The organism is Streptococcus handemini, assembly GCF_040984445.1.
Classification (GTDB): Bacteria; Bacillota; Bacilli; order Lactobacillales; family Streptococcaceae; genus Streptococcus; species Streptococcus handemini.
The window spans coordinates 16,997-38,233 of record NZ_JBFRYH010000012.1 but is presented as its reverse complement, the minus strand read 5'-3'; the positions used below and the strand labels follow the sequence as shown (position 1 = coordinate 38,233).

At 41.0% G+C, this 21,237-nt stretch carries 23 protein-coding genes; 20 read left to right on the top strand and 3 right to left on the bottom strand.

Features of this window, described 5'->3' with window-relative positions; genetic code table 11:
- On the bottom strand, window positions 1-565 hold a 565-nt coding region (locus ABPH35_RS03210), incomplete at its 3' end, for a transposase (protein WP_368849592.1).
- Window positions 566-649: 84 nt separating this feature from the next.
- Here ABPH35_RS03210 and ABPH35_RS03205 point away from each other — a divergent pair.
- From ABPH35_RS03205 to ileS, 20 genes are all read left to right on the top strand, one after another.
- Window positions 650-1,516 carry a PTS sugar transporter subunit IIA gene (locus ABPH35_RS03205; RefSeq protein ID WP_368849591.1) on the top strand — a complete coding sequence of 289 codons (867 nt, stop codon included), beginning with the start codon at window positions 650-652 and terminating at the stop codon, window positions 1,514-1,516.
- A complete protein-coding gene (locus tag ABPH35_RS03200; protein WP_349988241.1) occupies window positions 1,516-1,827 on the top strand; it encodes a PTS sugar transporter subunit IIB in 312 nt (103 codons plus the stop codon). Before ABPH35_RS03205 ends, ABPH35_RS03200 begins: the two co-directional genes overlap by 1 nt.
- A 12-nt stretch (window positions 1,828-1,839) precedes the next feature.
- Window positions 1,840-3,129: a PTS sugar transporter subunit IIC gene (locus ABPH35_RS03195; RefSeq protein WP_349988238.1), complete on the top strand. Its 1,290-nt coding sequence runs from the start codon at window positions 1,840-1,842 to the stop codon at window positions 3,127-3,129.
- 26 nt (window positions 3,130-3,155) lie between these two features.
- Window positions 3,156-3,554 carry a tetratricopeptide repeat protein gene (locus tag ABPH35_RS03190; protein WP_349988237.1) on the top strand — a complete coding sequence of 133 codons (399 nt, stop codon included), beginning with the start codon at window positions 3,156-3,158 and terminating at the stop codon, window positions 3,552-3,554.
- A 9-nt stretch (window positions 3,555-3,563) separates the two neighbouring features.
- Window positions 3,564-4,427, top strand: coding sequence for a class II fructose-bisphosphate aldolase (locus ABPH35_RS03185; protein ID WP_349988236.1), 864 nt, complete (start codon window positions 3,564-3,566; stop codon window positions 4,425-4,427).
- Between the two features lie 3 nt (window positions 4,428-4,430).
- On the top strand, window positions 4,431-5,042 hold the full coding sequence (locus tag ABPH35_RS03180; RefSeq protein WP_349988235.1) for an AAA family ATPase: 612 nt from the start codon (window positions 4,431-4,433) through the stop codon (window positions 5,040-5,042).
- Window positions 5,043-5,221: 179 nt separating this feature from the next.
- A complete protein-coding gene (typA, locus tag ABPH35_RS03175; RefSeq protein WP_349988234.1) occupies window positions 5,222-7,072 on the top strand; it encodes a translational GTPase TypA in 1,851 nt (616 codons plus the stop codon).
- Window positions 7,073-7,076: 4 nt separating this feature from the next.
- Complete coding sequence (locus ABPH35_RS03170; protein ID WP_349988233.1) at window positions 7,077-7,358, top strand: DUF3165 family protein; 282 nt, start codon at window positions 7,077-7,079, stop codon at window positions 7,356-7,358.
- 143 nt (window positions 7,359-7,501) lie between these two features.
- Window positions 7,502-8,860, top strand: a complete 1,359-nt coding sequence (gene murD / locus ABPH35_RS03165; RefSeq protein WP_349988232.1) for a UDP-N-acetylmuramoyl-L-alanine--D-glutamate ligase — start codon at window positions 7,502-7,504, stop codon at window positions 8,858-8,860.
- Between the two features lie 3 nt (window positions 8,861-8,863).
- Window positions 8,864-9,931: a UDP-N-acetylglucosamine--N-acetylmuramyl-(pentapeptide) pyrophosphoryl-undecaprenol N-acetylglucosamine transferase gene (locus ABPH35_RS03160; protein WP_349988231.1), complete on the top strand. Its 1,068-nt coding sequence runs from the start codon at window positions 8,864-8,866 to the stop codon at window positions 9,929-9,931.
- Between the two features lies 1 nt (window position 9,932).
- A complete protein-coding gene (locus tag ABPH35_RS03155; protein WP_349988230.1) occupies window positions 9,933-10,949 on the top strand; it encodes a cell division protein FtsQ/DivIB in 1,017 nt (338 codons plus the stop codon).
- A 136-nt stretch (window positions 10,950-11,085) separates the two neighbouring features.
- Window positions 11,086-12,465 carry a cell division protein FtsA gene (ftsA, locus tag ABPH35_RS03150; protein ID WP_349988229.1) on the top strand — a complete coding sequence of 460 codons (1,380 nt, stop codon included), beginning with the start codon at window positions 11,086-11,088 and terminating at the stop codon, window positions 12,463-12,465.
- 24 nt (window positions 12,466-12,489) lie between these two features.
- Window positions 12,490-13,701, top strand: a complete 1,212-nt coding sequence (ftsZ, locus tag ABPH35_RS03145) for a cell division protein FtsZ (RefSeq protein ID WP_349988228.1) — start codon at window positions 12,490-12,492, stop codon at window positions 13,699-13,701.
- Between the two features lies 1 nt (window position 13,702).
- A complete protein-coding gene (locus ABPH35_RS03140; RefSeq protein ID WP_349988227.1) occupies window positions 13,703-14,374 on the top strand; it encodes a YggS family pyridoxal phosphate-dependent enzyme in 672 nt (223 codons plus the stop codon).
- Between the two features lie 11 nt (window positions 14,375-14,385).
- A complete protein-coding gene (sepF, locus tag ABPH35_RS03135; protein WP_349988226.1) occupies window positions 14,386-14,934 on the top strand; it encodes a cell division protein SepF in 549 nt (182 codons plus the stop codon).
- Between the two features lie 6 nt (window positions 14,935-14,940).
- Entirely contained in the window at window positions 14,941-15,204 is a 264-nt protein-coding gene (locus ABPH35_RS03130; RefSeq protein WP_349988225.1) for a YggT family protein, read from the top strand.
- 11 nt (window positions 15,205-15,215) lie between these two features.
- The gene (locus tag ABPH35_RS03125) at window positions 15,216-15,998 is read left to right on the top strand and encodes a YlmH family RNA-binding protein (RefSeq protein WP_349988224.1); all 783 of its coding nucleotides are present in this window, start codon (window positions 15,216-15,218) and stop codon (window positions 15,996-15,998) included.
- 6 nt (window positions 15,999-16,004) lie between these two features.
- The gene (locus tag ABPH35_RS03120; protein ID WP_349988223.1) at window positions 16,005-16,721 is read left to right on the top strand and encodes a DivIVA domain-containing protein; all 717 of its coding nucleotides are present in this window, start codon (window positions 16,005-16,007) and stop codon (window positions 16,719-16,721) included.
- 273 nt (window positions 16,722-16,994) lie between these two features.
- Window positions 16,995-17,432, top strand: coding sequence for a GNAT family N-acetyltransferase (locus ABPH35_RS03115; protein WP_349988222.1), 438 nt, complete (start codon window positions 16,995-16,997; stop codon window positions 17,430-17,432).
- A gap of 10 nt (window positions 17,433-17,442) precedes the next feature.
- Window positions 17,443-20,241, top strand: coding sequence for an isoleucine--tRNA ligase (gene ileS / locus ABPH35_RS03110; protein ID WP_349988221.1), 2,799 nt, complete (start codon window positions 17,443-17,445; stop codon window positions 20,239-20,241).
- A 174-nt stretch (window positions 20,242-20,415) separates the two neighbouring features.
- Here ileS and ABPH35_RS03105 read toward each other — a convergent pair whose 3' ends face one another.
- Both ABPH35_RS03105 and ABPH35_RS03100 read right to left on the bottom strand, forming a co-directional pair.
- A complete protein-coding gene (locus ABPH35_RS03105; RefSeq protein WP_349988220.1) occupies window positions 20,416-20,718 on the bottom strand; it encodes a DUF1827 family protein in 303 nt (100 codons plus the stop codon).
- Window positions 20,719-20,778: 60 nt separating this feature from the next.
- Complete coding sequence (locus ABPH35_RS03100) at window positions 20,779-21,231, bottom strand: NUDIX hydrolase (RefSeq protein WP_349988219.1); 453 nt, start codon at window positions 21,229-21,231, stop codon at window positions 20,779-20,781.
- Window positions 21,232-21,237: the final 6 nt, after the last annotated feature.

Genomic DNA, 21,237 nt, shown 5'->3' with positions numbered 1-21,237 from the left:
GATTTGGCTTGCTTTCTAGTCCTTTTCCTCTACGATCCACCAATCCTTGAGCTCCCTCATTCTCAAACTTCCGTACCCATGAATACACCTGTTGATAGGAGATGTCAAACTTCTCAATAGCTGCTTGGTAGTCTTTTTCATGAGCGATCGTGAAGGTGACAATCTCCAGACGTTCTTCAAATGTGGTCTTGCGTCCTTTGTTCATACGGCTATATCCTTTACTTGTGGATGTTAATTCTTTACCACTAGTATACCGTTTTATCCAGCTTCTGAGAACATAAGGGTCAGAGATATGATAGTTTGAACAGATATCTCTTAAGGAACCTTTACCAGCTAGATAGTCTTGAACAGCTTGTTCTTTTAACTCAGACGAATAGTGTTTCCAAGTTCGACTCTCCTTAAGACCGTCGATACCGAACTCCTCATATTTCATTTTCCAAGACTGGATTGTTTGATGATCGACCTGATAGTGTTTACTAAGTTGGGTAAGCGACTGTTCTTGGTGAAGTAATAAGCAAACAATTTCTAACTTTTCTTCTACTGATTTTGGACTTCTTTTGGACATGTGAAAACTCCCCTTATAGTGTCTAGTGAATTTTGGTTTTTTCACTGTCTACTATATGGGGAGTATATCAGGTATCGAGCAGTTGTGATTTGTAATCATGGTGTCGCAACTGGAAAATTACTATCAGAGAATTTAAGAGAATTTTTTAATATTGAAGTTTTCGCAGTTTTAAGTTCTAAGGAATTGGCAATTGTGGATAAATTGGATGTGGATCTGGTTTTTTCCACAGTAGAAATTACCTATACTCAAAAGCCACTTCTAATTGTAGATTCTTTAATACAGGAAAGTACAAAGGTGCGCATTCTTCACTTCTTAGCAGAACATTCTGAAGCTAGACGAGTTATTCATAAGCGTAATGATTATACAGTTATGTTTCAAGAGTTACTTCACATTGTTGGGCAAATAGGAGACATTGATACAAATTATTATCTGACGCTAAGCCAGCTATTTAAAGAATATGATTTAACGATAAATATAAGAGAGGTACAGCCTATGATACAAGATATTTTAACAGATGATAGCATTCAAGTTGTGACGAAAGAATATGATTGGCCAGATGCTATAAAGCTAGTTGGACAACCGTTATTGGACAAATCAATTATTACACAAAATTATGTATCAGCTATGATCAATAGTGTGTCAGAATATGGTCCATATATTGTTATAGGACCGCATCTAGCCTTAGCTCATGCTAGACCGCAAGATGGAGCAAATGAATTAGGATTAAGTGTTGCTGTTTTTGAAAAGCCAGTCTATTTTGGACCAGAAGAAGAACAACAAGTATCCGTAATCTTCTGTTTGTCTGCAGTTGATGCATTTTCACATTTAAATATTATGAAAAGTTTGGTGAATTTAATTCGTCATACTGATAAAATCGAGCAACTTTCCCGAGCGAGACATATTGAAACTGTTAAACAAATTTTATTTCATTCATATAAGGAGGAAGAATGATGGGACGTCCGATCACAATTTTATTTGTATGTGGAGCAGGACTAGGGTCTAGTTTTGCTGCTCAGATGGCTGCGGAGGATGTATTAAATCAGTACAATGTCAATGCCAAATTAGACCATGTTGATATTTCAACAGCAGCATCTGTCCAACCAGATGTTATTATCACAGCACAGAATTTCCAAAAACAATTTGAGACATTTTCAATTGATGAGGAAAAAACTGCGATTATTTATTTGAAAAATATCGTTTCTTCAAAAGAAATTGAAGAAAAATTAATACCTATATTGCGCGAAAAACAAGTGATTGAATAAAGGAGAAGAACGATGCAAATTGTAAACTTTATTATTAACAATATTTTAACTCAAGCCTCTATCACAATCGCATTGATTGCGATGTTAGGGCTAGTACTACAAAAGAAGTCCCTTGGTCAGGTTATTTCTGGAACGTTAAAAACGTTGCTTGGTTTCCAAGTTTTGAGTGCTGGTTCCAGTGTTATTGTAGGTAGTTTGCTTTATTTTGGTGATATTTTTAAAGCTGCTTTCCACACACGGGGGATTGTTCCTTCGATTGAAGCTATCAATGGTCAAGCTATGAATGATCTTGGTTTAGGAAGTGATATTGCTTTAACCTTCTTAGCAATCTTTATTTTCAATATTGTATTTGCCCGTCTAACGAAGTGGAAATATATCTTCCTCACTGGTCAAGCTATTCTTTGGATGGCTACGATGACAACTGTCTTTGGCTACTTTGCTGGTTTACGTGGATTTGTGTTGATTATTGTCGGTGGAATGGTTGGTGGATTCTTTGCAATCGCTATGCCAGCTATCGCCCAACCAATTATTCGGAAAGTAACAGGTTCAAATGATATTGCGTTAGGGCATTTCTGTACAATTGGCTATTTGTTTGAAGCAGGAGTAGCGAAATTATTTGGAGAGCACGGAGAAAATAAAAAATCAATCGAAGATATTCAGTTACCGAAAGCATTTGATTTTTTACAGGATACATATTTATCTGTAATGGTAGTAATGGTACCACTGTATCTCGTTACAGCTGCTATTGCAGGGCCTGGAATCGTTGATACAGGTAGTCAAAACCATATCATGTTTGCATTCTTACAATCTATTCAATTTGTAGTAGGTGTGTATATTCTTTTATCAGGTGTGCGTCTTTTGTTAGCTGAGATTGTACCAGCCTTCCGAGGAATTGCGATGAAACTTGTACCAGATGCCATTCCTGCACTTGATTGTCCTGTATTTTTCCCTTATTCACCAAACGCTGTTATTCTAGGGTTTATTACGACTACAATTGGGACGCTAATTGCAATGGTCACTCTTCCATTATTTGGTCTGGCGACTATTTTGCCAGGCATGTTAACCAATTTCTTTGCAGGTGGTACGGCGGGGATTTTCGGAAACGCTGTAGGAGGTCGTAGAGGAGCGATTATTGGTGGTATCGCTCATGGATTCTTTATTACTCTTTTGCCAGCCCTTTTAGTGACTGCATTTGGTCAGCTTGGTTTTGTCAATGCAACTGCAACAGATGTTGATACGGTAGCAGCAGCTCTATTGTATGCGTGGTTATTTAGTCCACTATTGAAAATGCTGAATATTTAGATAGCTATCTGAGGAGGTAAGTGGGCATGTTTTCATTTTTTAAGAAAAAAGAGTCTCAGAAAAAAGAGGAAATTTCCCAGAACATCTTGAGTGTTGAAGAAGTGGCTTTATTACGTGAGAAAATTGCTGATTTCAATAAACAATTGGCAGGCGATAAACTTGAGATTAATCAGAGGGCACAGCTTTATGAGGAAGTAGGTTTATTGCAGGCAAAGTTGGAAGAAGTTGAAGAGGCTATCCAGGCTTTAGAAAGTAGCTTGGCATTAAAGTTAACGATGGGAGCTGGTTATAAACAATTGATGAGTCTGTATAATCAAAAGAGAGCAGAAGCAGCTCGTAATAAAGATAATGAGGCCATTGATTACTACATGAGTAAAATGGATGATATGAGAAATATCGCCAAGAAATTAACATTGACAAGATAGGAGAATTTTATGTACAAGACTCTAAAAGAAGTAACAGAAATAGCCAGTAAATTAAATATGGCTATTGGTGCTTTTAATATGCATAATCTAGAAATGCTTCCCGACATGATTCGAGGAGCGAAAGAAGTAGGGGCACCCATCATCATTCAAACAAGTATTGATACGGCAAAATATATTGGCTACGAAGTCATTGTGGCTGTTGTGAAGACATTAGCGGAGACACACATGGTAGATGTCGCATTGCATTTGGATCATGCAAGAGATGTGGATGCAATTAAAGATGCCATTGCTGCTGGTTATTCAAGTATTATGTTTGATGGTTCTCATTTACCATTTAAGGAAAACATCGAAAAGACAAAATTAGTTGTCGACTATGCCCATGCTTGCGGTGTTTCTGTAGAGGGCGAACTTGGCACAATTGGTGGAACCGAGGAAGGGATTTCTGTTGCAGAAGATGACAAGGTTTATACTAGACCAGAAGATGCAGTTTTCTTTGTGCAAGAGACAGGAGTTGATGCCTTGGCAGTAGCAATTGGAACGAATCATGGGCAATTCAAATCCAAAACAGAAGTGAATATTCCTCTTCTTAAAGAAATTCACAAAGTAGTAGATGTTCCCCTCGTGATTCATGGTGGTACAGGTGTGAAAGAAGAAGATTATCCTGAACTAATCAATAATGGGATTCGAAAATTTAACGTTGGGACAGAATTACTTGTGAATTGGACGCAGGAAGCGAAGCATTCTTTTGGAGAAACCACAGTCAATAAATCTCTCCGATATAATGTTATTCCAGCCAACCAAAAAGTAAAAGACATCGTCAAACACAAAATGAACCTATTTCTAAATAGTTATCAGCCTATCATGATGGAGTAATGTATGGAGAAATATTTGATTCTTTTAGCTGGACCACCAGCTACAGGAAAAAGCTATTTAAATAGTTTGATATGTAAGGTACTTCCCCAAACTTACACAGTTTCACCAGATGAATTCAAACAAGATATGGCTGATAGTGTTGGCTTTTCGACAGCACAGGAAAAAAAGGAGTTGGAGCAGCAAGTTTGGCAACTGTATTATCAAGCACTGGAAGTGTATATGAGGGTTGGCAAACAATTTATCGTGACAGAATATCCATTTTCGTATAAGCAAAAACCATATTTTGAGAAGCTATCTGAAAGGTACAATTATCATGTCCTCACAATTCGTTTAGTTGCTGATTTTGAAGTTCTTTGGCAAAGAAGGATTCAACGAGATTTGGATGACAGTCGTCATTTGAGTTTCTTGATGAGCCATTATCGTTATGGTGATACGTTGCAGGATAGAACTCAGGCAGATGAGTTAATTACTAAGCAAGGGTTTTGGGATATTATCGAGGCACGACAGTATAATGACTTTTCATTAGGGAAATTGTATGAGATAGATGTTACTGATTATAGCAGGGTAGACTACTCGCAATTGATGGAAGAATTAGTGGCGTTATCTAAAATATAATCTAGTTAACATATTACTGTTTTGAAAGAGAGGGGCGAACCTCTCTTTCTTTTTATTTCATGAGAATTCTTATTTCTTTCAAATCCCTCTCTGAAAACATTTACAATCAGCTTATCGGTGCTTTTTGTGGAGATATATGATATACTTTTTTAGTTAAACTAAACAAAGTAGAGGCAGATATGACAAATTTAAGAAATGATATTCGTAATGTCGCGATCATCGCTCACGTTGACCACGGGAAGACAACCTTGGTTGATGAATTGCTAAAACAATCGCAAACGCTTGATGAGCGTACGCAGTTGGATGAGCGCGCGATGGATTCAAACGATATTGAAAAAGAGCGTGGAATTACCATTCTTGCAAAAAATACAGCAGTTGCTTACAACGGTACTCGTATCAACATCATGGATACACCAGGACACGCGGACTTCGGTGGAGAAGTAGAGCGGATTATGAAAATGGTTGACGGGGTTGTCCTTGTGGTCGATGCCTATGAAGGAACCATGCCACAAACTCGTTTTGTATTGAAAAAAGCCTTGGAGCAAAACTTGATACCAATCGTTGTGGTGAATAAGATTGACAAACCATCAGCTCGCCCTGCAGAAGTAGTCGATGAAGTCTTGGAACTATTTATTGAGTTGGGTGCAGACGATGATCAATTGGAATTCCCAGTCGTATACGCATCAGCAATAAATGGAACCTCATCTCTTTCTGATGATCCAGCAGACCAAGAAGAAACAATGGCGCCAATTTTTGATACCATTATCGAACATATTCCAGCGCCAGTAGACAACTCAGATGAACCCTTGCAATTCCAAGTGTCACTTTTGGACTATAATGATTTCGTTGGTCGTATCGGTATCGGACGTGTATTCCGTGGAACGGTGAAAGTTGGTGACCAAGTAACCCTTTCAAAATTAGATGGCACGACGAAAAACTTCCGCGTGACAAAACTCTTTGGATTCTTCGGTCTTGAACGCAAGGAAATCCAAGAAGCAAAAGCTGGTGATTTAATTGCCGTTTCTGGTATGGAAGACATCTTCGTTGGTGAAACAGTAACACCAACTGATGCCATTGAGCCCCTACCAGTGCTTCGTATTGATGAGCCAACCCTTCAGATGACTTTCCTTGTCAACAACTCACCATTTGCAGGTCGTGAAGGAAAATGGATCACCTCTCGTAAGGTCGAAGAGCGTCTTTTAGCAGAGTTGCAAACAGACGTATCGCTTCGGGTTGATGCAACAGACTCACCAGATAAATGGACAGTATCAGGCCGTGGTGAATTGCACTTGTCTATCTTGATTGAAACCATGCGTCGTGAAGGCTATGAGCTTCAAGTATCACGTCCAGAAGTCATCATCAAGGAAGTGGATGGCGTGAAAATGGAACCATTTGAGCGTGTGCAAATCGACACTCCTGAAGAATACCAAGGGTCTGTTATCCAAAGCCTTTCTGAGCGCAAGGGTGAAATGCTTGATATGCAGGCAACAGGAAATGGTCAGACACGCTTGGTCTTCCTTGTTCCAGCTCGTGGTTTGATTGGATATTCAACAGAGTTCCTTTCAATGACTCGCGGATACGGAATCATGAACCATACCTTCGACCAATACCTTCCAGTCGTTCCAGGTGAAATCGGTGGTCGTCACCGCGGAGCCTTGGTTTCGATTGATGCCGGAAAGGCAACCACTTACTCTATCATGCGGATTGAAGAACGTGGAACGATTTTCGTCAACCCAGGTACAGAAGTATATGAGGGAATGATTATCGGGGAAAACTCTCGTGAAAACGACTTAACAGTGAACATCACGACAGCCAAAGCCATGACCAACGTCCGCTCAGCGACCAAGGACCAAACAGCTGTGATTAAAACACCGCGCATCTTGACCTTGGAAGAATCCCTTGAATTCTTGAACGATGATGAGTACATGGAAGTGACACCAGAATCAATCCGTCTACGCAAACAAATTTTAAATAAAGCGGAACGTGACAAAGCCGCTAAGAAGAAAAAATTAGCAGCCGAAGAGGGCTAAGCCTATGTTTTATCTGATTGTTGCCATTATGTTGGTGCTATTCTACCTTTTTGCGGCGCCAAGCAATATCAAAGGAACCATGAATGTGGTAGGAGCGGTATTTCTAGTTGTAGGACTCTTGATTACTTTGTTACTAGGATTCTTGCAAGTTCTGCAATCTCCGCCAGAAATGTGGTTGGTGATTGGCATGGTTGTCATAGGTCTGTGGGCCATGCGCGATATTTATCTTCTGGATAAGACGGAAAAAATAGTGCGCACAAAGAGAAAACCCTACCGGTATCGGTAGATGGTTTGCGGTAGAATCTTTCCATTATAAAACGAGGAGGTTGGGAATTGTTTCCTAGCCTCTTTTCTTTTTCACTTTCACTTGAAAAAGAAGCGCATTCAAGGTAAAATAGATAGGCTAGGTATAGAAAGTATGGTATCAAGATGCAACAGATAAAAGAATTTGAAAATAAAAAAGTTTTAGTGCTAGGACTTGCCAAATCGGGTGAGGCAGCAGCACGTTTGTTGGACAGATTGGGCGCAATTGTCACTGTCAATGACGGCAAGCCATTTGAGGAGAATCCTACAGCCCAAGCCCTATTAGAAGCAGGTATTCGGGTGATTTGTGGTAGCCATCCCTTGGAATTGTTGGAAGAAGATTTCGCTCTTGTCGTGAAAAATCCAGGAATTCGCTATGATAATCCTATGGTAACTAAAGCCCTTCGAAAAGGCATTCCAGTTTGGACAGAAGTAGAGTTGGCCTATCTTATTTCAGAAGCTCCAATTATCGGTATTACGGGTTCAAATGGTAAAACAACAACAACAACCATGATTGCGGAAGTTCTTAACCACGGTCAACAATCCGCCAAACTTTGCGGGAATATCGGTTTTCCAGCCTCATCTGTTACCCAAGAAGCGACTAAAGAGGATGTTTTGGTCATGGAATTATCTTCTTTCCAACTCATGGGAATAGAAGCATTTCGGCCTCATATTGCAGTCATCACGAATTTAATGCCAACCCATATTGACTATCATGGTTCTTTTGAAGAGTATGTGGCTGCCAAATGGCGGATTCAAAAACAGATGACAGCAGACGATTTTCTTGTGCTCAATATGAATCAGGAAATTGTGGCTTCGTTGGCTAGTAAAACCAAGGCACAGGTGATTCCCATTTCGACTCAAGGGGTCGTTGACGGGGCTTATCTGTCAGACGGTCAGCTCTATTTTAAAGGTGAACAGATTATGGCTGCTAGAGAAATTGGTGTTCCAGGTAGCCATAATGTGGAAAATGCTCTTGCGACCCTCGCAGTAGCTAAACTCATGGGAATTGATAATCAAGCGATTAAAGAAGCCTTATCAGCCTTTGGAGGTGTGAAACACCGCTTGCAACATGCTGGCCAGCTAGAGGGAGTAACCTTCTACAACGACAGTAAATCAACTAATATTTTAGCGACACAAAAGGCCTTATCTGGTTTTGATAATCAACAGATTATCCTGATTGCAGGGGGGCTTGATCGTGGGAATGAATTTGATGAATTGGTACCTGATTTAGTGGGCTTAAAGCACATGATCATCTTAGGTGAATCTGCCCCTCGTGTGAAACGAGCAGCGGATAAGGCTGGAGTATCGTATACAGATGCACAAGATGTGGCAGATGCAACGCGCAAGGCCTATCAAGTAGCCACAGCAGGTGATGTTGTCCTGCTTAGTCCTGCCAATGCGAGCTGGGATATGTATGCCAATTTTGAAGTTCGTGGAGATAGCTTCCTAGATACTATCGAGGAATTGAAGGGAAAGAAATAAGAAATGAAAAAAATAGTCTTTACAGGAGGTGGAACAGTTGGTCATGTGACCTTGAACCTCCTGTTGATTCCACGATTTCTCAAGGACGGATGGGAAGTTCATTACATTGGCGACCGCAAGGGAATTGAGTATCAACAACTCATCCAGTCTGGGCTAGATGTTCAGTTTCACGGAATTGCAACGGGGAAATTGCGCCGGTATTTTTCCTGGCAAAATCTCCTAGATGTCTTTAAAGTCGTCTGGGGAATTGTGCAATCTATCGCTGTTTTACTATCTATTCGTCCACAAGCTCTTTTTTCAAAGGGTGGTTTTGTGTCTGTTCCGCCTGTGATTGCGGCGCGTATACTCGGTATTCCAGTCTTTATTCACGAGTCAGACTTATCAATGGGCTTGGCCAATAAAATTGCCTATAAATTTGCAACCACCATGTACAGTACCTTTGAACAAAGTGCTGATTTAGCAAAGGTCAAGCATGTAGGAGCTGTTACCAAAGTGGCGTCTACCACCAATGTGACCCCTATTCAACTGCCAGAAATTCTGAGTCAATTTGATGAGCATTTACCAACCCTGCTTTTCATAGGTGGTTCAGGCGGTGCCAAGGTTTTTAATGACCTCGTTAGCCAACATAAAGAAGCCCTAACAGCCCACTATAATATTATCAATTTGACCGGTGATGCCAGTCTCAATCAACTGGTACCGAGACTGTATCGAGTAGATTATGTGACAGATTTATATCAGCCCCTGATGAATGAAGCAGATCTTGTGATTACTCGTGGCGGCTCAAACACGATTTTTGAATTGGTTGCCATGCAAAAACTTCACCTGATTGTCCCACTAGGGCGTCAAGCAAGTCGTGGGGATCAGCTTGAAAATGCTCGTTATTTTGAAGAAAAAGGCTATGCAAAACAGCTAGATGAAAGCGAATTGACAGTGGATAGCCTAGTGAGCGTTGTTGAGCAATTATTCCAAGAAAAAGAAGGCTATATAAAGCGAATGGCTGATTCAAGCGAGATTCAAACTATTGACCATTTTTATCAGCTCTTACAAGCCGATATAGATAGAAAGGCATAAAATGACGGAAAAGGACTCTTTGGAAGAAGTCAAAGATACTCCACAAGAAGTCGTGGAAATCGAAGAAAAAGAGCAAACACTTGATACCGAGACAGAAAGTGATTTTCTTGTCCAATGGAAGGAACGGCATCAGGCTTATTTGGCGAGTCAAAAAGAGGGAGCTGCAGAGGAACTCGGGACATCTGATTCAGAGAAGACGACGGTATGCGATGAAAAAAAATCGAAAAGGAAGGTAAGAAAGCCGATTCTTTCGACTCATTCGAAGAATGAATCATCCCCTCCATCTATGCAGGCTGTCATTTCTCATGCGAAAAAGGATCGCAATCCAATTTCGAGAGAGGCTGTTTTAAAAAGTCTACCTATTCTCTTTTTGGCCTTAGCAGGAATCCTATTATCCAGCTATTTTATCAGCCCGTTGAGTAAGGAGAAAAAAATAGAAGTCGTTGGGGCTAAGCGCTTGTCGGCCAAAGACGTACTGAACTATAGTCAGATTTCGAATAAGGACTATGCGCTGACTACTCTTTTATCGCGGGGACAGATTGAACAAAATATCAAGAGCAGTAGCAACTTGGTCAAGTCAGATACGATTGCATTTCAGTTTCCCAATCGTTTTACGATTGAAGTTGAAGAATACGAGGAGGTCGGTTACTTGAAGGAAAAGAATGCGTATCGACTTGTGTTAGCTAGTGGCAATATTTCAGAAATATCGGTTCCAGAGGAAGAACTGCCTGAAGAATATACCTTGATTCACCTGAAGGACCACGACCTGATAAAAGAGCTTGCCCTGCAATTGGCAACTGTTGACCAAGCCATCACAACAACTATCCAATCGATTGATTTAACACCAAGTAAATCAACTGCGGATTTATTGACACTGACGATGTACGATGGTCATAAGATCCTGGTACCACTATCTGAAATTAAACGAAAATTGCCCTACTATTCTAAAATGGCACAGCAACTTTCTGTGCCAAGTATGATCGACATGGAAGTTGGTATTTTTAGCTATGCTATTTAGAAAAAAATAAAAGAAAAAAGCTTTTCTAATGTCCATTTTCTAATGTTGTATGGTATAATGAAGAGTGAATAATTATATTTAAAAAACTTGAAATAAAAATTTTTAAAAGTTTGAGAAGTAAGAGAGGACTGATGGGATGGCTAGAAATGGCTTTTTTACGGGATTAGATATCGGTACAAGCTCCGTTAAAGTCTTGGTGGCTGAGTATGTTGAAGGCGAGATGAATGTGATTGGCGTGAGTAATGTCAAGAGCTCAGGTGTAAAAGATGGCATCATTGTAAATATTGATGTAGCGGCCAATGCAATCAAGACAGCGATTGCTCAAGCAGAGGAAAAGGCAGGCATTCGAATTGACAAGGTCAACGTGGCCCTACCAGCAAATCTGTTGCAGATTGAGCCTACTCAAGGGATGATCCCTGTTACAACAGATTCTCAAGAAATTACGGATGTGGATGTTCAAAACGTTGTAAAATCAGCTTTGACAAAGAGTATGACGCCAGAGCGTGAAGTGATTTCCTTTATACCAGAAGAGTTTGTGGTAGACGGATTCCAAGGTATCAAAGACCCTCGTGGTATGATGGGAATTCGCTTGGAGATGCGCGGAATGTTGTATACCGGACCACGTACGATTTTGCATAATCTTCGAAAAACAGTAGAACGTGCAGGTGTTCAGGTTGAGAATATTGTTATTTCGCCACTTGCTCTCACTCGTTCGGTCTTAAATGAGGGTGAGAAAGAGTTTGGTGCAATCGTGATTGATCTTGGTGGCGGTCAAACGACTGTGGCAGTGATGCGCGGTCAGGAATTGCAATATACCAATATCTATCAAGAAGGTGGCGATTATATCACCAAAGATATCTCGAAGGTATTAACAACTTCTCAAAGTATTGCGGAGAATCTAAAATTCAACTACGGAATTGCCTATCCGCAAGAAGCAACTGAAAAAGAAAAATTCATGGTTGAGGTTATCGGTGAATCTTCTCCAGTTGAGGTAACCGAACGCTACCTTTCTGAAGTGATTTCTGCACGTCTCCGGCAAATCTTTGCGCGAGTTCGTCAAGATTTAGAGCGTACACGTGCCTTAGATTTACCAGGAGGAATTGTTCTAGTTGGTGGTGTAGCAGTCCTTCCGGGAATTACTGAACTTGCTCAAGAGGTGTTTGGTATCAATACAAAATTGTATGTGCCAAATCAAATTGGTATTCGTAATCCAGCCTTTGCCCATGTCATTAGTATTGTTGAGTATGTCGGAAACTTGGACGAAGTAGAGATGATTGCACAAGCAGCTGTAAATGGAGAAGCAACTCTTCGTCAAAAACCAGTGGAAGTCCCAATGGATTTACCAAGAGTTCGTCCAATCGTTCAGCCAGTTCAGCGGGAAGTTGTGCCAGAAACAAGCAGTGAACCTGTGGAAGATAGAAGTTTTGTTCCTTACTCAGAAGAAGTGGAACAAGATGAGCCAAAGGCGAAGATTACGGATCGCATTCGTGGTTTGTTTGGTAGCATGTTTGAATAAGGAAAAGAGAAAAGGTAATAAACTATGACATTTTCATTTGAAGCAGCAGCAGCTCATGGCGCTGTCATTAAAGTTATTGGTGTTGGCGGAGGTGGTGGTAACGCCATCAACCGTATGATTGAAGAAGGTGTTTCAGGGGTCGAATTTATCGCTGCAAACACAGATGTCCAAGCGCTTAGCAGTTCAAAGGCAGAGACCGTTATTCAGTTGGGGCCAAAATTAACTCGTGGACTCGGTGCTGGAGGTCAACCTGAAGTTGGCCGTAAAGCTGCTGAAGAAAGCGAAGAAGCTCTTACCAATGTATTGACAGGTGCAGATATGGTCTTCATCACAGCAGGTATGGGTGGTGGCTCTGGTACAGGAGCTGCACCGGTTATTGCCCGCATCGCAAAAGGTTTGGGAGCCTTGACGGTTGCAGTTGTGACTCGTCCATTTGGTTTCGAAGGTAACAAACGTGGTACGTTTGCGGTTGAAGGAATTGAAGGTCTTCGTGAGCAAGTCGATACATTATTGATTATCTCAAACAACAATCTTCTTGAAATCGTAGATAAGAAAACGCCACTTCTAGAAGCTCTTAGTGAAGCAGATAATGTCCTTCGCCAAGGGGTACAAGGAATTACAGATTTAATTACCAATCCTGGTTTGATTAACTTGGACTTTGCGGATGTGAAGACGGTAATGGAAAACAAAGGGAACGCCCTTATGGGAATTGGTATTGGTTCTGGGGAAGAGCGTGTTGTTGAAGCAGCTCGTAAGGCTATTTATTCACCACTCCTTGAAACAACCATTGATGGGGCAGATGATGTTATTGTCAATGTAACAGGTGGTTATGATATGACCTTGACAGAAGCTGAGGAAGCATCTGAAATCGTTCATCAAGCTGCTGGTCAAGGTGTCAATATCTGGCTTGGAACATCGATTGATGAAACGATGAAAGATGAAATCCGTGTGACGGTGGTTGCTACAGGTGTTCGTCAGGAGGGTTCTGAAAAAGCAACTCGTGCTCGTGTAGATTACACACCAGCGAGTCGTCCAAGAACAGCTCACTATGACAATCCATCTGCATCTTATACAGAGACACCAAAAGCTTCTGCCTTTGGTGAGTGGGATTTACGTAGAGAAAATATTCTTCGGCCAACTGAGACAACGAATCATTCAACAGTTTCAGTTGAGAAATTTGCAATGGATGACGATGAAGATGAGTTAGATACTCCGCCATTCTTTAGAAATCGTTAAAATGATGTTTCAACATAATAAAGATGCCGTCTTTACTGCTGTTGAGTTGGCTAAGAAAAATGTGCATCGTTCTCAAGATTTAGTCAATGTTATAGCTGTCACCAAATATGTTGACAGCTCTATTGCTAAAGAATTGGTAAAAACAGGTATTGAACATATCGGTGAAAATCGGGTAGATAAATTCCTCGAGAAATATCATGCTCTAGCTGATGAAAAATTGACATGGCACTTGATTGGAAGTTTGCAGAGAAGGAAAGTAAAAGATGTCATCAACTATGTTGATTATTTTCATGCTCTAGATTCTATTAGATTAGCACAGGAAATCCAAAAACGTGCTGAAAAGCCCATAAAATGCTTCCTTCAAGTCAATATTTCAAAGGAGGAAAGCAAGCATGGTTTTTTAATTGAAGAAATAGATGAGGTGCTTGAAGAATTGCTTTTGTTGGATAAGGTAGAAGTCGTGGGATTGATGACCATGGCCCCCTTCGAAGCTAGTCAAGCTGAGCTAGTGCAGATTTTTTCAACGGCACAAGACTTGCAACAGGAGTTAGCCAGCCGTCATCTCCCACATATGCCATTTACAGAATTAAGTATGGGAATGAGTGGTGATTTTGAAGAAGCGATTCAGTGTGGAGCAACCTTTATCCGTATTGGAACAGCATTTTTTAAGTAAGGAAGAAAAACGTGGCTTTTAAAGATACATTTAAAAACATTATTAACTATTTTGAAGTAGACGATACTCCAGAGCAAGAGGAGTATGAACTGTCAAACGAGGTACCCAAGATGAGGGTGGCACCAGTGAGAGAGGCAGAAAATGCTCCATCAGGGCAACCACAGCTAAGCCGTTCTCACCAAGGAGCTTCGAAGGAGAATGTCCAATACTCGAGTCAGCGTCGGCAAGAATTATCTTCAGTAGGTGACAAACAATCTGAAAGAACAATGATTGATATTAAGTTTCCGAAGAAATATGAAGACGCACCGGAAATTGTGAATCTTTTATTGGATAATGCCAGTATTTTGATAGATTTCCAGTATATGTCAGAAATGCAAGCACGTCGCTGTCTGGATTATTTAGATGGTGCTCGTTCCGTTGTGGCAGGAAATTTAAAAAAAGTCTCTAACACGATGTGGCTGCTGACCCCTGTGAATGTAATGGTGAATATCGAAGAACTTCGGTCATCGAATTTTAGCCAAGGGCAGGAAGCACAATTTGATTTTGATATGAAACGGTAGGAGCTTATGGCAGCTGTCATTTTTATACTGCTGAAAGCACTTGAGATTTATTCCTATGTATTATTTGGGTATGCAATTTTAAGTTGGATACCAGACTTATACGATACCTTTATAGGGCGTACTCTATCTTGGCTTGCTCAGCCAGTACTGACTCCTTTTCGCAAGTTGAAGTTGCAGTTTTTGGGTCTCGATTGGACAATTGTGGTTGTGGCCTTCTTGCTGAATGTTCTGGAGCGGATACTGATTGGTTTGCTTCCCTTATTTTTATAAGGTATATGAAAATGAAGCAGTTATTTCAACATTTTTCAACTGAGGAAAAAGACTTCGTTGAGCAAATGATTGATTTGTGCCATCAAGTAGATGTGACCTACTCATACCGTTTAACACGTTTCTTGAATCCTAGGCAAAATCAGATTGCGGCTTCTATTGCAGCTCATTTTCAACTCGCTTATTTTTCTAGCCAAGAAGTACTAGAAACTGAGTTTTCACGTGGTATTATTGCCCCAGACTATTATCAGCTGGATGTGACCGATTTTGAGTTGGCAGTAGTAGAAATATGCTATCCAAGAAAGTATCACGAACTGACTCATTCCCAAGTTTTAGGAACTCTCTTGCATCGTTTAGGTATTAAGCGAGAATATCTAGGAGATATCCTGGTGGGTGAAGAGCAAACCTTGGTATTGTTGGATAGGAAGTTTCTCCCACTCTTGCAGTCAGAGGTTGCCAAGATAGGGCGGATACCTGTTTCTTGGAAAGAGCGAAAATGGGAAGTGGTTAGCAAACAGGAAAAACAGGAATCTAAACGAAAACAGATTTTAGTGTCTAGTTTGCGTTTGGATAAGCTGATTTCCGTAGCCTTTCAGATGTCACGGGCAAGTGCAAGTAAGTTAATTGAAGCAAGACAGGTTAAACTAGATTATCAGTCGGTTACTCAAGTAGGACGAGAGGTTGACATTGGTCAACTCATCAGTGTCCGAGGGTATGGACGAGTGTGTATCAAAGAAGAAGTAGGCTATTCAAAACAAGGTAAATTGAAATTAGAAATAGAAGTCATTAGAAAGTAGGAAGACATGGTGCTTACATCATTAGAACTAAAAGATAAAACATTTGGTACAAAATTTAGAGGATATGATCCAGAAGAAGTAGATGAGTTTTTAGATATTGTGACGGAGGATTACGAAGAATTGGTTCGTAAAAATCATGAGCAAGAAATGGAAATTAAAACCCTAAAAGATCGACTTGCCTACTTTGATGAGCTAAAAGAGTCGCTTAGTCAATCGGTTATTTTAGCGCAGGATACAGCTGAAAAAGTGAAGATTGCGGCTAGCGATCAGGCTTCTAATATTGCGAAACAAGCAGAATACGATGCACAAGCATTGGTTAATGAAGCACGCAACAAAGCAAATGAAATCCTTCGATTGGCCACCGATAATGCGAAAAAGGTAGCAGTTGAAACAGAGGAATTAAAAAATAAAACTCGTGTCTTCCATCAGCGTCTAAAATCGACTGTTGAAAGTCAGCTTTCATTGATTGATTCGCCAGAATGGGAAGAAATTCTTCGTCCGACAGCCTCTTATCTTCAAACCAGTGATGAGGCTTTCCGCGAAGTCTTAGAAACTGCTCTAGGTGAAAAAGTAGAGATGGTGGAAGAGGACTTTGATATGACACGTCAACTTTCAGCTGAAGAAATGGCTGAACTAGCCCAACAGGCGGAGGCACTAGAGCAAGCAGCATTGAGCCAACAAAATTCACTTGGCGTTTCAATTGATTTTAATAGTGAAGATTAGTAGAAATACGGTAAGATAGAAATAGGTTTAGCGAGTAGGTGATGGTGGAAGACCTGCACTCCCTTTGTATCTTATTATCATTCTATAATATTTTCCTTGAAATATAGTAGGGGAAAACGGCTTGCTTCCGTTAACGAGCAACAGAGGGATGGGCAGCTTGCCTATCTGAACTAAGGTGGTACCACGAGCTTTCGTCCTTTTTGGCGGGAGTTTTTTTGTGGTTATATTGAACGAAAATTAGTTAATCAAGCCGTTTGATGAGCGTAAAGTGTTATGATGACATTAAAATTAGTAGATGAAACGACATTTGAAGCCGTTATTCAGTTATCAGTTTGTCCGAAGGACGAACGACTGCTGGCTTCCAACCTGTATTCGCTGGCTCAGGCTTGGCTTTATCGGGACAAGAATCAGGTTGAGCCCTTGGCGATTTTTGCAGGAGATAAGGTGGTTGGTTTTCTCTTATTATGCAAAGAGAAGCAGGAATACTTGATTTGGCGCCTGATGATTGACCAAGCCTATCAGAATCGAGGTTATGGAAAAGAGGCCCTGAAATGGGTCATTCGGCGAGCAAAAGCAGATCCGGCTTATCGTCATATTTTGGTAAGCTATGTTGTCGGTAATCATCGTATGCGGAGCATATTAGAACGGTTAGGCTTTCATTCTGTGGGTTTATCCAAGAATGAAATAATAATGAAATTAGACATCAAATAAAGGAGAACTTATGAAATTAAAAGATACCTTAAATCTTGGAAAAACAGCTTTTCCAATGCGTGCAGGCTTGCCAACCAAAGAACCAGTTTGGCAAAAAGAATGGGAAGAGGCAGAACTTTACAAAAAGCGTCAAGCATTAAACGAAGGCAAACCGCACTTTGTCTTGCATGATGGCCCTCCTTATGCCAATGGAAATATCCATGTTGGACATGCTATGAACAAGATTTCAAAAGACATCATTGTGCGCTCAAAATCCATGTCTGGCTTCTACGCACCCTACATTCCAGGTTGGGATACACATGGTTTACCAATCGAGCAAGTCTTGGCCAAACAAGGAGTGAAACGCAAGGAAATGGACTTGGTTGACTACCTCAAGATGTGCCGTGATTATGCCCTTAGCCAAGTGGATAAGCAACGGGAGGATTTCAAACGCTTAGGTGTATCTGGAGACTGGGACAATCCTTATGTCACCTTGACACCAGATTATGAGGCGGCGCAAATCCGTGTTTTTGGTGAAATGGCCAAGAAAGGCTACATCTATCGTGGTGCTAAGCCTGTCTATTGGTCATGGTCCTCTGAGTCAGCCCTAGCAGAAGCAGAAATCGAATACCATGACTTGGTATCGACTTCTCTCTATTATGCCAACCGTGTCAAAGACGGGAAGGGAATCTTGGATACAAATACCTATATCGTCGTTTGGACAACCACACCGTTTACCATTACCGCTTCTCGTGGATTGACAGTTGGTCCTGATTTTGAATACGTAGTGGTGAAACCAGCAAATGACGACCGTAAATTCCTTGTTGCAGGAGAATTACTGGCTAGCTTAGCAGAACGCTTTGGTTGGGAAAATCCACAAGTTGTTGCTAGCTATAAAGGGCAAGAATTAGATCGAATTGTGACTGAACACCCATGGGATGCAGAGCATGATGAATTGGTCATGAATGGTGATCATGTTACCCTTGATTCAGGTACAGGGGTTGTCCATACAGCCCCAGGGTTTGGTGAGGATGACTACAATGTTGGGATCAAATATGGCTTGGAAGTTGCTGTAACCGTCAACGAACGTGGACTTATGACAGAAAATGCTGGTCCAGACTTTGAAGGTAAATTCTATGAAAAAGTTGTTCCAACTGTTATTGAAAAACTAGGCAATTTACTGCTTGCCCAAGAAGAAATCTCCCACTCCTACCCATTTGACTGGCGGACGAAAAAACCAATCATCTGGCGTGCTGTACCACAGTGGTTTGCCTCTGTATCAAAATTCCGTCAGGAAATTCTTGATGAGATCGACAAAGTAACCTTCCATTCAGAATGGGGCAAGGTTCGTCTTTACAATATGATTCGTGACCGTGGTGATTGGGTGATTTCGCGTCAACGTGCTTGGGGTGTGCCACTTCCAATCTTCTATGCAGAAGATGGAACGCCAATCATGACAGAAGAAACAATTGAACATGTCGCAGAGCTTTTTGCTGAGCATGGATCAATTATCTGGTGGGAGCGTGAGGCTAAGGACCTCTTGCCAGAAGGCTTTACGCATCCAGCTTCTCCAAATGGTCACTTTACCAAGGAAACAGACATCATGGATGTTTGGTTTGATTCGGGTTCATCATGGAATGGGGTCGTAAATACCCGCCCAGAATTGAGCTACCCAGCAGACTTGTACTTGGAAGGCTCTGACCAATACCGTGGCTGGTTTAACTCCTCATTGATTACCTCGGTAGCTGCAAATGGTGTTGCACCTTACAAGCAAATCTTGTCACAAGGGTTTGCCTTGGATGGAAAAGGTGAGAAAATGTCCAAATCTCTTGGGAATACCATTTTGCCAAGCGATGTCGAAAAACAATTCGGTGCAGAAATCCTGCGTCTTTGGGTAACCAGTGTTGATTCAAGTAATGATGTGCGGATTTCAATGGATATTTTGAGTCAAGTTTCAGAAACCTACCGAAAGATTCGTAATACCCTTCGCTTCTTAATTGCTAATACTTCTGATTTTGTCCCAGTAACAGATACGGTTTCTTATGAGGAATTGCGTTCTGTGGACAAATACATGACCCTTCGCTTTAATCAAGTCGTGTCAAGTATTCGTCAAGCCTATGCGGATTTCAAATTCTTGGATATTTACAAGACCATTGTGAACTTTGTGACGGTTGATTTATCAGCCTTCTACCTTGATTTCGCCAAAGATGTTGTCTATATCGAAGGAGCAAAATCATTGGAACGTCGTCAAATGCAGACTGTTTTCTATGATATGCTTGTTAAATTGACCAAGCTCTTGACTCCAATCTTGCCGCATACAGCAGAGGAAATCTGGTCGTACCTTGAACATGAAGCAGAAGACTTTGTCCAATTAGCGGAATTACCAGAAGCGCAAACCTTTGATCATCAAGCTGAAATTTTGGATACTTGGTCAGCCTTTATGGACTTCCGTGGCAAAGCGCAAAAAGCTTTGGAAGAAGCACGTACTGACAAAGTTATTGGAAAATCTCTCGAAGCTCACTTGACGATTTATCCCGATGAGGCAACAAAAGCGCTATTAGAGACGATCAATAGTGATGTCGCACAGCTCCTCATCGTGTCTCATGTGACGATTGCAGAAGGTGATGCACCAGTAGATAGTGTAGTCTTTGAAGATGTAGCCTTTACAGTTGAACGAGCAGCAGGAGAAGTCTGTGAACGTTGCCGCCGCCTAGATACAAGTGTCGGCACACATGCAAATCCGCACCTAGCAACAGTCTGCAACCACTGTGCTATCATTCTTGAAGCCAACTTCCCAGAAGCTGTGGCAGAAGGATTTGAAGAAAACTAACTAAAAAAGAGTGAGAAAGAAACTATCATTTCGAAAAAGTGATTTCTCTCATTCCTCATTCTGTATTATCTAGCCTCAACAGTCACTTTTCTGATGATGACCGAGACTAGCCACAGAATTACATCAATAAGATGATAAACAAAATCCTCAGAAATAATTTTCTGAGGATTTTGTTTATTTCACAATCGGAATGGACATCTCTACCAAACGCTCGGTATGAATGGTTTGGATAGCTGCTTGGTTTATCATTGTAGTATCGATTTTGCGCTTGAGGAAGAAGTCACGAATCTGATTGAGTTCTGACATTTGAATAGCGCGGTATTTGTTGCTAATTAAGAGTTCGTAGTGAAGTGGAGCTTGGGTAAAAATCACGTCTGTATTTCCAGCAGAATAGGTTTCCACCAGAAAGGCGTCGGTATTGGCTAATTGATTCTGCACGAGTTGTGCTTGGCTGTTTGTCGTATTGATGATCTTCATGCGTGACCTCCAATCATTATTTGCCTTTATTATAGCACTCTTAGTGGGATTTGACTAGCCTTATTTGTCTTTTTGAGCTAATTTCCACTGCTCAATGCCCCATTTGTGGCTACCTCGTTTGAGCTTGTCAATGGCTGTCTCAATATCAAACCACGCTAGGTGGTTAAAGTCTTCTAGCGGTTGCCCAATTTCTTGGTAGCTGGTCACTTCATAGATATAGGCAGGATTGTAGTAATAGGTATCTCGGTGGCGTGAGTAGAAGTATTCATCTGCCTGACCGTAATAAGCACCAATCTCTGCTGTAAATCCCAGTTCTTCTATCAATTCGCGTTCAAGAGCGTTCAAATGATTTTCCCCATCTTCAATCTCTCCTCCTGGGAGAAACCAAGCACCGTTTGGAGCTTGCACGAGAATAATCTGCTCTTTTTTTGCATCGGGAATGACAGCGTAGACGCCGTAGCGATTCTGATAGGTCACCCCTGCTTCTTTTTTGCCAAATATTGCCTGTGTCATTGGTCT